Raw genomic sequence first — 13,916 nt, forward strand, 5'->3', positions numbered from 1 at the left:
AAGTACTCACGGGCGCCGAAGGCGCACGGACACTAGCCTGGTCGGTATGGAGGCACGGGACCTACGCGTATCGGATGCGGAGCGCGAACACGTCGGCGAATTGTTGCAGCGGGCGGTGGGCCAGGGGATGCTCTCGCTCGGTGAGTTCACCGAACGGATGGACACGGCACTCGCCGCGAAGACGCGGGCGGAGCTGAACGTCGTGCTGGTGGATCTGCCGGGAATCCAGCTGATCTCCGAGTTCACGCCGCCGCCGTACCCCGACCAGCCGTACGTGTCTCGCCCGGCGCCGCCGGTTCCGCCGGTCCCGCACCGGTCGCCCGCGCCGCCGCCGGGCGACGTCATCCGGGGCCGGATGTCGTCGGTCAGCCGCACCGGCTCGTGGAACGTTCCTCCCGCCCTCGAGGTGAACACCCGGCTGTCGACGGTGACGCTCGATTTCACGCGGGCCGTCATGACCACGCAGGTGGTGCACGTGACGATCGACGACTACGCGAGCACGATCTCGCTGATCGTGCCGGAAGAGGCGACGGTCGACCTCAACGGCGTCGAAACGGTCGGCGGTTCCGCGACCAACAAGGTGCGGACCGGCCCGCCCATCGGCCCGCTGCACGTCGTCGTGCGAGGCAAGGTGAGGTTCGGGAACGTGACCGCCAAACACCCTTTCGGCACCTCGATTCGCCGAATGTTCGGGTAGCACGACGCAGGCCTCTCGAGTAGGCCTACTCATGTGTGGGTGCCGTCGCCGCAGGACGATTGATCCATGTCCACACCTGGTACTCCTTCGATCGACCCCCGGTTGGTCGCGCAGCTCTCCGGTGACTTCTCGGCGCTCGGGCAGCAGATGCGTCACGTGGGTGAGAACCTCGCCGTCCTGCAGGCGCAGCTCGCGAGCGTCCCGCGGCCCCAACTGCAACCCCCACCCCAACCCGCGCCGCAGCCGATGTACCGACCCCCGGTGCCGCAGGCGCACCCGGTCGCCCAGCCGCCCCCGCCGGCCGTCCCATACCGTCCCGCTCCGGCGCCACCGCCCCGGGTGGCTCGCGAACCCTGGTGGCAGCGCGACGGGGTGATCAGCCGCGTGCTGGCCGTCGCGGGAGTCGCCGTCACCCTGATCGGTGTCGTGATGCTGCTCGTGCTGGCGGCGCAGGCCGGCTTCTTCGGTCCGGAACTGCGCGTCGTGGCGGGCGGGTTGTTCTCGGCCGGCCTCGTCTACACCGGTGCCCGCGTCTTCGGCCGGCCCGGCGGCCGGGTGGGCGGGATCGCGCTCGCGGCGACGGGTATCGCCGGCGCCTACCTCGACGTCGTGGCCGTGGCAGTCGTCTATCACTGGTTGCTGCCGGTGCTCGCGATGGTCGTGGCACTCGGGATCGCGGGAGCCGGTGTCGCACTGGCCGTCAGGTGGGGTTCGCAACCCCTCGCTCTGCTCGTGGTGACCGGCGCCGCCGTGCTCGCCCCCGTCCTCACCGACGGCATCACGCTCACCCTCATCGGGTTCCTGTTCGTCATCCAGGTCGCCAGCTTCCCCGCGCAACTCGGTCGCGACTGGCTGTACCTGGCGATCGCGCGAACGTGCCCGGTGGTGATCGCGCTGCTGATCGCGATCGCGAGTTCCGGACTGTCCGACCGGCCGGAGAGGTTCTGGCTGCTCGCATCCGCCGCACTGGTCGCCCTGTTCGGGCTGGTCTCGTCGATCATCCTGTTGCGCAGCAACTCTCGTGACGTCACCGCAACCGCGATGATCGTCACGACGGCCGTCCCGATGCTGGTGATCGGCCACCTCTTCGACCGGCTCGGGTCCACGCTGATCGCGCTGGCATTGGCCGCCGCGATGTTCGCCGCGTTCGCGGCGGCGCGGTCGTTGCCGGGACACGCACGGATCGCGCTTGCGGGCATGGGTACCCTCGCCCTGCTCGAGGCCTGCCTCATCGGTTCGAGCGAAGACCTCGCGCCGCTCGTCCTGCTCGGGGTGGCGGCACTGTTCCTCACCATCGGCGGGCAGGCGGAGTCGCGGATCACGTACGCCGTCGGTGCAGTCTTCACCGTCGTCGGCGGGTTCGCCTTCGTGATCACCGCGCCGCCGTTCGTCCTCGTCGACGAGCACAGTGCGCTCGACTCGCTCGGGGTGACCACGGTGCTGTCCTCGCTGGTGCTGGCGGGAACCGTCTTCCTGTTCGTCTGGTACGCGCACACGCTGAAACTGCTGAGCGACAACACCGCCCAGCCGTGGTGGGTGCTCGCCGGGCTGGTGATCCTGTACGCCGTCACCACCGCGACGGTGTCCGCGGGCACGGCGCTCACTGGGACGTCCGCAGGATTCATCGCCGGACACTGCGCCGCGACCATCGCGTGGATGGCGGCGGCGACGGCGGCACTGGTGTTCGGACTGGCTCGACGCGACTACGCGCACACCGCGCTCGGCGTCGGGCTCGGACTGACCGCGGCGGCGCTGGCGAAACTGTTCCTGTTCGACCTGGCCACCCTCGACGGACTGTTCCGCGTCCTCGCGTTCCTCGTCGTCGGCCTGCTGTTGCTCCTCGCCGGCACCCGCTACGCGCGTGAATTCGCGGAGCGGGAGGCCGGACGGGGAACGCCGAACGGCTCCGTCAGCGCCGGTTCTGCCGAGCGATGAGCTCGCTGACGCTGACGGCGTTGCCGTCGTCCGCGCGGTGCCTGCCACTCGAGGCATCGTCCGGATCGACGGGCGGTTCCTCGACGCTGCGGCGGCGCGAGCCGTTGGTCGGGGTGCCGTTGGTCGGGGTGCCGTTCGCGGGCGAGCCGTTGCTGCGCCTGCCGCCGTTCACGGGTTCCGAAGGCTCGGCGGCACGACGCCTCGACGGAATCGGCGGCACCGGGCGGGCAGGAGACGACTGGGGGGTCTCCTGCTCGTACGGCGCGGGCACCGACCGCGGCGAGCGGGTCGGCAGTGACGGCGCCGACGCACTGGGTCGCGGTTCGGCGGGCGAGGAGATCGGCCGCGGTTCGGCGGCCGACGTGGACCGGAGGTCCGCGAGCCAACTCTCGATCGGACGCGACTCGGTGGCCGGACCCGGGGCGGGGGCCGCGGGACGGGGCCGCGGAGCAGGACGCGACTGCGGTGCGGGCCGGCGGTGCGGGCCGCGACTGCGTCGGGGCCGAACGCGGCGGAGCAGGTTGCGGCAGCACAGTGGTCTGCGGTTCCGCGGTCGATGTGTCCTCGATCTCCTCCGGTGCCCGAGCGGGGCGGCCGGTCGCCGAACGGCGGGCCTCGTTCTGCGCCCGGCGCGCCTTCGCGTCGTCCTCGGACATCTTCGCGGCCAGCGCCCGCGCGGTGACCAACGGGATCGGCTCGGTGAGCGGTTCCGGTTTCCGGGGTGCGGGCGGCGCCGCGAGCTTGCGCTGCGGCGGGACGGCACCGATCGGGGTGAGCTCCGGGACGTCGGTGGGCATCAGCTCGTTGTCGAGGATGGGCTCACCGAGACCCGTCTTCTCCTGGATCCGCTTCATCCACGCCGGCGCCCACCAGCAGTCGTCGCCGAGGAGCTTCATCGTGGCGGGCACGAGGAACATACGGATGAGGGTCGCGTCGATGATCAGCGCGGCGATCATGCCGTAGGAGATGTACTTCATCATCACGAGTTCCGAGAACCCGAACGCGCCCGTGACGACGATGAGGATGAGCGCGGCCGCGGTGATGATGCGGCCCGTGTGCGCCGTGCCGATGCGGATCGACTCCGTCGTACTGGCCCCCTGCGCCCGCGCCTCGACCATGCGCGAGAGCAGGAACACTTCGTAGTCGGTGGACAGGCCGTAGACGATCGCGATGATCAGCACCAGCACCGGCGACATGATCGGGCCGGGGGTGAAGTTCAACCACTCCGAACCGTGACCGTCGATGAAGATCCACGTCAGGATGCCGAGCGTGGACCCGAGGCCCAGCGCGCTCATCAACGCCGCCTTGATCGGCAGCACCAGCGAGCCGAACGTCAGGAACATCAGCAGCGTCGTCAGGACGAGGACGGAGATCACCATCGTGGGCAGGTGGTCCAGCAGCGCGGCGATACTGTCCTGCTCGATCGCCGGGGTGCCGCCCACCAGTACCTGCACGCCGTCCGGACTGTCCATGGCGCGCAGATAGTCGATGGTCGGCTTGGACTCGTTGCGGTCGACGAGACCTGCCTTGAGGACGACCACACCGTCCTTGGCCGCGCCCTCCGGGGTGAATCGCTCGATCAGACCCGGCGCGCCACTGGCTTCCTTGATGATCTGGCCGAGCGCCTTGTTGTCGGCGTCGGACACGACGAGCTTGACCGGTTCGGTGCGCAGATTCGGGAAGATCTCGTCGAACTGTTCCTGCGCGGCGCGGGTCGAGCTGTCCGGGGGAAGGTAGGTCTCGTTGATGCCACCGAACTTGATGCCCGTCAGCGGCACGATCAGCAGGAGCAGACCGACGACGATGGGGATGGTGACCTTGAGCGGGTTACGCATCACCCAGCGGGTGAGCCGGCCCCAGATGCTCGCCTCGATCTCCTCGGTGTTCTTGGTCTGACGGAAACGGTCGAGGCTGAGGGCGTCGATGCGCTTGCCGAGGATGCCGAGGATCGCGGGCAGGATCGTGATCGACGTCAGCGCCGCCAGGCCGACCGTCGCGATGGCGCCGTAGGCGACGGACTTCAGGAAGCCCTGCGGGAACAGCAGCAGACCGCCGAGGCTGGCGACGATCATCGTCGCCGAGAAGACCACGGTGCGGCCCGAGGTCATCACCGTTCGGCGGACGGCGGAGCGGGTGTCGTACCCCTCCGCCATCTCTTCTCGGAACCGGCTGACGATGAACAATCCGTAGTCGATGGCCAGACCGAGCCCCACGAGGGAGACCACGGGCGCGACGAACGAGTTGACCTCGGTGAAGTTGGTGATCAACCGGACGACGCCGTTGGCGCCGACCACGGTCAGGCCGCCGATGATCAGCGGCAGCGCCGCCGCGACGACGCCACCGAACACGAAGAACAGCAGGATACCGACGGCCGGGATCGCCAGGATCTCCATTCGTCTGATGTCCTTGGCCATCGTGTCGTTGAGCGCACCCGACACGGGCTGGAGTCCGGCGAGTTGCACGTCGACGCCGTCGATGTAGAACTCGTCCTTGACGTCGCGGAAATTGGCCGTGACCTCGGTGTCGTTGTTCCCGACGATCGCGATGCTCTCGATCGCGTGCTGCTTGTCGGCGTCCGCGGCGGACGCCAGCTGCGGCGCGCTGCCGACCTTGAAGTAACCGCCGTTGATCTTGAGGATCTTGTCGGGGTGTTCAGCGGCCACGCGCTCGAGGTTCTCGGCGACCTTCGCCTGGAACTCCGGGTCCTCGATCGTCTTGCCCTCGGGCGCCGTGTAGAGCGCCACGACGTCGCTGTTGGTGTCGCGACCGAAGGTGCCGTCAGCCAGCTTGGCCGCGGCGACCGACTCCGAGCCCGGATCGTCCCAGCCGCTCTGGCTGAGATGCTTCTCGAGGCCCAGGCCGTACGCGGCCGAACCCAGCAACAAGGCAACCATGATGCCGATGACGGTGAATCGGGCCCGGTAGACGACGCTTCCCCAGCTCGCGAACACTGATCAACTCCTACTCGGCAGCACTCTTCCGCCCGACGAGCAGGGCGGAAAGCGGTCGGAACGGCTGCAACCAGGCACCCTCGTCGGGCAGTGTGTCGAGGCTGACCCGAGGGAGCGGCTCCCGGAACACGCCGGGGATGTCCTCGAGATCGACGAAGTCCAGAAGGTCGGACGCAACCGCCCAGCTGGCGTGCTCGCGGAACCCGAGTATCTGGACCGGAATGCCGGTCGCGGCGATGTCCTCCAACGGCTCGCGGAACGCTTGACCGTCGGCGGAGGCGACCATGACACCGGCCAGCCCCTCGCCATGACGAAGCGCGATGTGGTCCAGCATGTCGGAATCGACGTCGCTGTCCTCATCGATCTTCGGCTTGGCGAACACCGCGAAGCCCACATTACGCAAGGCTTCGACCCACGGTCTCACGACATCGGCGCTGCCAGCCGCGATGTTGGTGAAGACCGTCGCCTCGGGTTCGAGTGTGTCGGTGCCGGACGCGGACAGTTCCGCAGTCCGGGAGAGCAGCCAGCGGCCGAGTGCGTCGAATCGTGGCCGGTAGGCCGCCGTGGGCCGGCCGCCGAGGATGGCGCCGAGGCCCATGTCGAGGTTGGGTGCGTCCCAGACGAGAAGGACCCGCTTCTGGTGGCGTCCGTCACGTGCACCCACTACGGGTGATCCTGACGACACCGCGGTGCCTGCCGGTGCCGTGCCGGCTATGTCGGAGTACTGCTCGCTGACGCTCATGACCTGATCTTCCCCCAAATCAACTCGGTGATCGCACTGCCGACCTGGTGGGCCTTGTCCTCGAACTTCGTCACCGGACGCTCGTGCGTCATCGGCGATTCCCAGTCGAGGGAGGTCAGGCAGGGTTCCGCGTTGCCCGCCTCGGCGATGGCCTCGGCGTACTCGGCATGGTCTGTTGCGACATGCAACACACCGCCGGCCTTCAGTCGGCTCGCGATCAGGGCGAAGGTGGGGCCCTGCAGCAGACGCCGCTTGTGATGCCGGGCCTTCGGCCACGGGTCCGGGAAGAAGACACGGACTCCGGTGAGCGATTCCGGTTCGATCATGTTTTCCAAGACATCCATGGCGTCGCCGCGCAAGACCCGGATGTTCGGGATCTCGTCCCGCTCGATCTGCTGAAGCAACTGCGCGAGCCCCGGCCGGTAGACCTCGACGGCCATGAGGTTCACGTGCGGTTCGGCCTTCGCCATCGCCGCGGTCGCGGTGCCCGTACCCGAGCCGATCTCGAGGATCAGCGGGGCGTCACGGCCGAACCACGACGTCGCATCCAGGCGATCGTCGGAGACCTCCGCGCCGATCTTCGGCCATTGCCGGTCCCATGACTCCTGCTGCGCAGCGGTCAGAGCGCCCCTCCGCGAGCGGAAACTTGTCACCCTCGGGTGGAGACGGGACCCCTTCGAGTCCTTCATCTGCCCCTCCTCGGGGACGGCGGGTGCATCCTGATCAGCGTGGTTCACCGGACCATTGTCACGCATGAGGGGCGTTTCTGGCATACGGGTCTGAAGTTCACCTTGAGACTTTTCGATAATCCGGCGCCCAGCCTGCATGGTTGCCGGTAGCGATTCGGTGCGAGTCTGACGGAATCGTCGCGGTACGAAGGGAGTTGCAGGCCGTTCGCGCATGCAGGTCGAAGAATGTCTTCGGTGTAGGAATATTCCGGTGAAAGTTGAAGGAGGGGTGGGTGTGCAGGGGTTTCCACCGGACTGGCGTTAAGTGGTTCCATGCGGACACTGTCGGCTGATTCGCGGTCTAGGTCCATCGTGGTCGGGCATGGGGACTGGTTGAACCAATTTCGCCGGGCACCTCGCCACCGCCCTGTCCGCGACCGGCCGGAGCCTCGGTCCACACTTCCAACGAGGCTCGCGGAACTTGTTGTACCCTCCCCGTAGGATCGAACACGTATTCGATTAGGGGGTGGTGGGTGAGTACGTTTCTGCAGGCGTACCGGTTCGCGCTTGACCCGACCTGCGCGCAGGAGACGGCGTTGCGGTCGCATTGTGGTGGTCAGCGGTTCGCGTTCAATTGGGGTCTTGCGCGGGTCAGGGCGAACCTGGATCAACGCGAGGCGGAACGCTCCTACGGCGTGACCGGTGAGCAACTCACACCGTCGATGTCGTGGTCTGCCTACAGCCTCCGCAAGGACTGGAACCAGGTCAAGGGTGAGGCGGCGCCGTGGTGGGGGGAGAACTCGAAGGAGGCCTACTCCTCGGGGCTGGCGAACCTGGCGACGGCGCTGGCGAACTGGTCGTCCTCCCGGTCGGGGAAGCGGAAGGGTCCGAGGGTCCGTTTCCCGAGGTTCAAGGGCAAACGTGCGGGGTTGTCGTGCCGGTTCACCACCGGGGCATTCGGGCTTGTCGACACCGATCGTCGGCACGTGAAACTCCCCCGGATCGGGATCGTGCGGACCCACGAGTCCACACGCAAGCTCGCCCGCCGCGTCGCGGCCGGGACGGCGCGGATCCGGTCGGCGACGGTGTCGTTCGGGTCCGGTCGTTGGTTCGTGTCCTTCTCCGTGGAGGTCGAACGATGTGGTCTAGCGCCGACGCTGCCGGAATCGGTGGTGGGGGTGGACCTGGGGGTCAAGTCCCTTGCGGTCCTGTCCACCGGTGAGGTGGTGCGGAACCCGAAACACCTCGAACACGCCCTGAAAGAGTTGCGACGGCTCGGGCGTCAGGCGGCGCGACGGCAAGGCCCTGATCGTGGTACGGGGCAGCAGCCGTCGAAGCGGTGGCGACAGACTCAGGCGCGGATCGCGCGTCTGCACAGCTATGTGGCGAACGCCCGCCGCGACGGGTTGCACAAGCTCTCGACCCGGTTGGTCCGCTCGCACACCGTGGTGGTGGTCGAGGACCTGAACGTGGCCGGGATGGTCCACAACCGAAGATTGGCCCGGCACATCGCCGGTGTCGGGATGGGTGAGTTCCGTCGTCAGGTCGAGTACAAGGCCGGCTGGTCCGGGCAGCGGGTGCACGTGGCGGACCGGTGGTATCCCAGTTCCAAGACGTGTTCGGGATGTGGTGTGGTGAAAGCCAAGCTGCGCCTGTCCGAACGCATTTTTGTCTGCGAATCCTGCGGGATGAGCATTGATCGTGACCTCAACGCGGCCCGCAACCTCGCGGCCCTGGTTGAGGCGTCCTCCCCGAGTTGCGGGGCGACGGAAAACGAGCCCGCTGGAAACCCATGTCAGTCCCGCACCATGCGGGCAACGGGTATTGCCACGGGAAGACCCGCACCGCATGGTGCAGGCCAACGTCGACACCGTGAGGCGTCGACTCAGGACACGTTTTTACACGTTTCCTGAACGGTGACTGCGTCATGGGCACCACCACCAGGCGCGGACCGGCGTCCGAGACGTGCTGGACAGATATGTCGCCGACCACGCCGTCGCGCTCGCAGCCGTCGCCCGACTCCATCTCAGAGCTGATCGCGGAGGCGCCGGGGGCAGCGCAACGCCGCGGACGCCGTCCGGTGCGCGGATTGGTGGCGTGCGCAACTCGCGCGGTTACCGACGCCTCGCCTGCGCCGGGCAGTCGTCGACGTGGTGAGCGAAAGGGGCGGTGCGGTCGATGCCGCGGTGACCGCGCGCCTCGACGACATGCGGTCGCGGGTCGGCATCACCGCGTCCGCGCCCGAGACCGTAGGTCCGCTGCCGGTTGCGCCGGACGGGCCCGAAGACCGGATGACGATCCTGATCGGTGCGTCCGCGGGTCTCGGCCTGGGCAGGCTGGTGGTCTCGCCGCTGTCGATGGTGCCCGCCCTCGACATCGCGACCATCCCGCTCACCCTCGCGCTGGGAGCCGTCGCGGCGTGGTGGCTGACTCGGGCGCGCGGGCACGTCGCCGAGCGTGCCCACGTCCTGCAGTGGGCCGGCGAGGCGTTGGTCCACGTCCGGTCCCAGTGGGAGCAGTTCGCCCTCGGCCGAGTGCTCGCGGCAGAGACTCGGGTGAGTGAGGCGATCATCGCCGAGAGCCGGGTGTGTGCCGGGAAGGTGGACGAGCGGGTCGCGCAGATCGACGCCGAACTCCGGCGGCTCGTCGCGCGGCGGAACGCGCAGCTGTCCTCCTGTGAACGCGACCTCGTGGCGGTCGACCGCGGGCTGCAGGAGGTCCGCCGGCGGTCGGGGGAACCGAATCGGCGCGTCGAACGTCTGAATACATAGGTATCCGACCGATGTTCGCCCGGTTTCCTGTGGGATCGTGTTGAATTATCTTGATGTGTCTTGATTTGTGCGTGAAACTGGTTCGAAATGTGAAGGGAGACCGCGGTGGCGACCACTGAGAGTTTTCTGGTCCCGGACGTGCCGGACCTCGATCCGAACACTTTCGGCCACGATTCCGGGGCGGTCACCCTCACCGATCCGACCCACGACATCGACGGCGACGGCGTCCTGGACACCCAGACCGTCGACGCCGGAGACGCGGTCGTCATCGCCTCTGACCTCGACTCGGACGGCGAAGCAGACCATCTGAGGATGATCCACGAGGACGGTGCCTACTCGTCGTGGATCATCGCGACGGCGACGGCGTCGTGCACTGGCAGCAGACCGATGGTGGCACTCTCGGTAACGGCTGAACGCCTCCGAAATCCGCACTCCAGACCCGGGAAAGGCCCCTGGCAGCGCTACTGAATCGTTTCTGTGACCATTCCAACCGCACCCGATTCCCCGAGATGGGACTCGCGGCGTTAACCTCTAGGGATAGGACACCCGGCGCCCGCGTCTTCCATGTGGCATGGACGGCCTGGCTGGACCCCGCCGAGAGGGGAAATCGGACCGTCTGGCAGTCGCTGCGAGGCTCTCTCAGCGGACGGCAGATGGTCCGGTTCCGGCTCACCCCAGGAGAGTTTGATGACCTCAGCGACCATTCCCGGTCTGAACGGAACTGACGGCACGCCCCCCACGGAGCACAGTGAGCTGCTCGCCTGGGTTCGAGAGGTTGCCGAACTCACTCAGCCCGAACGCGTCGTCTTTGCAGACGGCTCGGACGCCGAATGGGATCGACTGACCGAGCAGCTCGTCGCGGCAGGCACGTTCACCCGGCTCAACGACGAGAAGAAGCCGAATTCGTTCGTCGGCAACTCCGATCCGTCGGACGTCGCACGCGTCGAATCCCGCACCTACATCTGCTCGCGTGAAGAGATCGACGCCGGGCCCACCAACAACTGGATGGACCCGACCGAGATGCGGTCGCTCATGACCGACCTCTACCGCGGCAGCATGCGCGGACGCACCATGTACGTGGTGCCGTTCTGCATGGGTCCCCTCGGCGCCGACGACCCGAAGCTGGGCGTCGAGATCACCGACTCCGAGTACGTCGTCGTGTCGATGCGCATCATGACGCGCATGGGTACCGCCGCCATGGAGAAGCTCGGCAAAGACAAGCCGTTCGTGAAGGCGCTGCACTCCGTCGGCGCACCTCTCGAAGAGGGCCAGGCCGATGTCCCGTGGCCGTGCAACGACACCAAGTACATCACCCACTTCCCCGAGGACCGCGAGATCTGGAGCTACGGCTCCGGCTACGGCGGAAACGCTCTGCTCGGTAAGAAGTGCTACTCGCTGCGCATCGCGTCGGCGATGGCCCACGACGAGGGCTGGCTGGCCGAGCACATGCTGATCCTGAAGCTGATCTCCCCGGAGGACAAGCCGTACTACATCGCGGCCGCGTTCCCGAGTGCCTGCGGCAAGACCAACCTCGCGATGATCCAGCCCACCATCCCCGGATGGCGCGCCGAGACCCTCGGCGACGACATCGCGTGGATGCGGTTCGGTGAGGACGGCCGCCTGTACGCCGTCAACCCGGAGTACGGATTCTTCGGCGTTGCGCCGGGCACCAACTACGGCTCCAACCCGAACGCGATGAAGACGCTCGAGGCCGGCAACTCGCTGTACACCAACGTCGCGCAGACCGACGACGGCGACGTCTGGTGGGAGGGCCTCGAAGGAGACCCGCAGCACCTCGTCGACTGGAAGGGCAACGAGTGGACGCCCGAGTCCGGCGAGAAGGCCGCGCACCCCAACTCGCGCTACTGCACCCCGATGTCGCAGTGCCCGATCCTCGCCCCCGAGTGGGACGACCCGCAGGGTGTGCCGATCTCCGCGATCCTGTTCGGTGGACGCCGTAAGACGACGGTGCCGCTGGTCAGCGAGTCCTTCGACTGGCAGCACGGCACGTTCCTCGGCGCCACGCTGTCGTCCGAGCAGACCGCTGCCGCCGAGGGTGCCGTCGGCACCGTCCGCCGCGACCCGATGGCCATGATCCCGTTCATCGGCTACAACGCCGGCGACTACCTGAACCACTGGATCAACCTCGGCAAGCACGCGGATGCGGAGAAGCTGCCGAAGATCTTCTACGTCAACTGGTTCCGTCGCGGTGACGACGGTCGCTTCTTGTGGCCCGGTTTCGGCGAGAACTCCCGCGTGCTGAAGTGGATCGTCGACCGCATCGAGCACAAGGCGGGCGCCGAGTCGACCCCGATCGGATTCGTTCCGACCGCAGCCGATCTCGAGCTCGGCGGCCTGGACGTCGACGCCGACGACGTCGACGAGGCGCTGAAGGTCGACGTCGACGAGTGGAAGCAGGAGCTGCCGCTCATCGAGGAGTGGTTCGAGTTCCTCGGCGAGAAGGTTCCCTCCGGCATCCGTGACGAGTTCGAGGCCCTGAAGCAGCGCCTGAGCTAGTCCCTCCCCGGTGACCGAATGCTGAACCACTGTGACATTCGTCGTTCGAGGGGCGATTCTGCAGTAAACGCATACCATTCGGTTTGTAAAGGGCTCGATTCTCGAAGCTCGCACGCGACGAAAGGATTGCAGATGCAGACAGGGACCAGCAGGGGCATGAAACGACTCGCCGGAGGCGCCGCACTCGCTGCCGCAGCCGCCGCCACCGTAGCCGTGACCATGCCGGCGACGGCGTCCGCAGCAACGGAAGTCCAGCCTCCCACCGTGGTGACCGCGGCCGACGGAAACACCCTCGCCATCACCGTCACCAACCCCAACGTCCTGAATCTGCTGGACGCCCAGTCCTGCGGTGCAGTCGCTTTCGACGCCACCAAGTTGCCCGCCGTGCTCGCCGATCCCACCGTTGTTCTCGAACCGGGATTCGTCACGTGGGCCACCAACCCGATCGAGCGTGTCCTCGCCAACCAGGCCGGCGACGCCGTCAAGACGTTCACCACACCGGAACTCCCGGACGGCGCCTACGCGGTGATCGGCGAATGCCTGTCGCTGACCACCGTCGCCAACCCCCAGACCACGCTGCCGCAGATCGTCCTGGTCGGCGGCCCTCTGGGCGGAATCCAGTTCGGCAGCTAGATCCGGGAGCAGGGCCGGCGATCACACCGTGATCGTCGGCTCTTCCGCTGTGGACAGGGTGAGTATCGCGCGAACCACGTGCGAGTTCCGCTCCAGCCGCGACTCGAGGTCGCGGAGAGTGTGGGCGACGCGCGACTCCGCGTAATCGCCGACCAGGTCGACACTCGCCACCAGGTACGCCTGTCGCGGTCCGAGGTACTCCATGCGGAGAAATGTCACCCGGTCGACCTCCGGCAGCGCCTCGAGGGCCTCGATGCCGGCCTGGCGCAGAGCGGGCGACGCTTCCTCGCCGATCAGGAAGCGCCGATTGCGATCGATCAGGATCAGCGCGATGACGCCGAGCAAGATTCCGACCAGGATGGAGCCGACGGCGTCCGGGATCGCCGATCCCGTGATCTGGTGCAGGAGAACACCCAGGAACGCGATGACCAAACCGAGGAGTGCCGCGGCGTCCTCTGCGAACACCGCCCGGGTGGTCGGGTCCGACGTGCGGAGTGCGTGCGCCAGCACGTCGCGGTCGATGGCGATGGCCTCGGTACGCAACTGCCGGTACGCCTGCTGGAACGAGATGGACTCGAGAACGAACGAGACGCCGAGCACCACGTACGCGACGGCGAAGTCCGTTGCCGGTTCGGCGTGGACGAGTTCCTGGATGCCGTGCGTGATCGACACCCCCGCACCCAGCGCGAACAGTCCGAGCGCCGCGAACATCGACCACACGTAGGCCTCACGCCCGTACCCCAGCGGGTGGACGCGGTCCGGCGTGCGCTTGGCCCGCGAATTGGCGATCAGGAGCAGGATCTCGTTGCCCGAGTCGGCCCACGAGTGGGCGGCCTCCGCCACCATCGACGCCGAGCCGGTGATCACCGCGGCGACGGTCTTGGCCAGCGCGATCAGAATGTTCGCGCCGAACGCGAGAACGACGGTGAGCGCGCTCTCGCCTGCGGCGTCGTCACGGCTGGTGTCCGGAGTCGATGCGGTCACCCGATCACGCTAACGCCT

Annotated in this window: 11 protein-coding genes; 7 read left to right on the forward strand and 4 right to left on the reverse strand. The window is 67.5% G+C overall.

The window, feature by feature from the left end; genetic code table 11:
* Positions 1 to 46 precede the first annotated feature (46 nt).
* The gene (locus AZG88_RS38540; RefSeq protein WP_061042472.1) at positions 47 to 697 is read left to right on the forward strand and encodes a DUF1707 SHOCT-like domain-containing protein; all 651 of its coding nucleotides are present in this window, start codon (positions 47 to 49) and stop codon (positions 695 to 697) included.
* Positions 698 to 763: 66 nt separating this feature from the next.
* Positions 764 to 2,632 carry a DUF2339 domain-containing protein gene (locus AZG88_RS38545; RefSeq protein ID WP_061700656.1) on the forward strand — a complete coding sequence of 623 codons (1,869 nt, stop codon included), beginning with the start codon at positions 764 to 766 and terminating at the stop codon, positions 2,630 to 2,632.
* On the opposite strand, the gene AZG88_RS38550 is transcribed toward AZG88_RS38545, so the two are convergent.
* From AZG88_RS38550 to trmB, 3 genes are read right to left on the reverse strand one after another with little or no spacing between them, the layout of a single operon-like run.
* On the reverse strand, positions 2,551 to 5,583 hold the full coding sequence (locus AZG88_RS38550) for an MMPL family transporter (RefSeq protein ID WP_442971766.1): 3,033 nt from the start codon (positions 5,581 to 5,583) through the stop codon (positions 2,551 to 2,553). The two genes, AZG88_RS38545 and AZG88_RS38550, sit on opposite strands and share 82 nt — an antisense overlap.
* Positions 5,584 to 5,593: 10 nt before the next feature.
* Positions 5,594 to 6,325: an NYN domain-containing protein gene (locus AZG88_RS38555; RefSeq protein WP_061042469.1), complete on the reverse strand. Its 732-nt coding sequence runs from the start codon at positions 6,323 to 6,325 to the stop codon at positions 5,594 to 5,596.
* The gene (trmB, locus tag AZG88_RS38560; RefSeq protein ID WP_174695092.1) at positions 6,322 to 7,098 is read right to left on the reverse strand and encodes a tRNA (guanosine(46)-N7)-methyltransferase TrmB; all 777 of its coding nucleotides are present in this window, start codon (positions 7,096 to 7,098) and stop codon (positions 6,322 to 6,324) included. The genes AZG88_RS38555 and trmB overlap by 4 nt, the downstream gene beginning before the upstream one ends.
* A 428-nt stretch (positions 7,099 to 7,526) precedes the next feature.
* On the opposite strand from trmB, the gene tnpB reads away from it, so the two are divergent.
* From tnpB to AZG88_RS38585, 5 genes are all read left to right on the forward strand, one after another.
* Positions 7,527 to 8,906 carry an IS607 family element RNA-guided endonuclease TnpB gene (gene tnpB / locus AZG88_RS38565; RefSeq protein ID WP_061700657.1) on the forward strand — a complete coding sequence of 460 codons (1,380 nt, stop codon included), beginning with the start codon at positions 7,527 to 7,529 and terminating at the stop codon, positions 8,904 to 8,906.
* Positions 8,907 to 9,146: 240 nt separating this feature from the next.
* Positions 9,147 to 9,764 (forward strand): hypothetical protein, encoded by a 618-nt coding sequence (locus AZG88_RS38570; RefSeq protein ID WP_231914343.1) that lies wholly within the window; start codon positions 9,147 to 9,149, stop codon positions 9,762 to 9,764.
* Between the two features lie 105 nt (positions 9,765 to 9,869).
* Positions 9,870 to 10,232, forward strand: a complete 363-nt coding sequence (locus tag AZG88_RS38575) for a DUF6802 family protein (protein ID WP_231914344.1) — start codon at positions 9,870 to 9,872, stop codon at positions 10,230 to 10,232.
* A 219-nt stretch (positions 10,233 to 10,451) separates the two neighbouring features.
* Positions 10,452 to 12,281, forward strand: a complete 1,830-nt coding sequence (locus AZG88_RS38580) for a phosphoenolpyruvate carboxykinase (GTP) (protein ID WP_061042467.1) — start codon at positions 10,452 to 10,454, stop codon at positions 12,279 to 12,281.
* Positions 12,282 to 12,413: 132 nt separating this feature from the next.
* Entirely contained in the window at positions 12,414 to 12,914 is a 501-nt protein-coding gene (locus tag AZG88_RS38585; RefSeq protein WP_005243741.1) for a hypothetical protein, read from the forward strand.
* 21 nt (positions 12,915 to 12,935) lie between these two features.
* Here AZG88_RS38585 and AZG88_RS38590 read toward each other — a convergent pair whose 3' ends face one another.
* Positions 12,936 to 13,898 (reverse strand): cation diffusion facilitator family transporter, encoded by a 963-nt coding sequence (locus tag AZG88_RS38590; protein ID WP_061700658.1) that lies wholly within the window; start codon positions 13,896 to 13,898, stop codon positions 12,936 to 12,938.
* Between the last annotated feature and the right edge of the window lie 18 nt (positions 13,899 to 13,916).

This window comes from Rhodococcus sp. LB1 (genome assembly GCF_001583455.1).
GTDB classification, from domain to species: domain Bacteria; phylum Actinomycetota; class Actinomycetes; order Mycobacteriales; family Mycobacteriaceae; genus Rhodococcus_F; species Rhodococcus_F opacus.

Coding starts and splice junctions, on each gene's coding strand:
- AZG88_RS38580 (WP_061042467.1), top strand. CDS start 10,452: ATGACCTCAGCGACCATTCCCGGTCTGAACGGAACTGACGGCACGCCC.
- AZG88_RS38585 (WP_005243741.1), top strand. CDS start 12,414: ATGCAGACAGGGACCAGCAGGGGCATGAAACGACTCGCCGGAGGCGCC.
- AZG88_RS38555 (WP_061042469.1), bottom strand. CDS start 6,325: ATGAGCGTCAGCGAGCAGTACTCCGACATAGCCGGCACGGCACCGGCA.
- AZG88_RS38540 (WP_061042472.1), top strand. CDS start 47: ATGGAGGCACGGGACCTACGCGTATCGGATGCGGAGCGCGAACACGTC.
- AZG88_RS38545 (WP_061700656.1), top strand. CDS start 764: ATGTCCACACCTGGTACTCCTTCGATCGACCCCCGGTTGGTCGCGCAG.
- trmB (WP_174695092.1), bottom strand. CDS start 7,098: ATGCCAGAAACGCCCCTCATGCGTGACAATGGTCCGGTGAACCACGCT.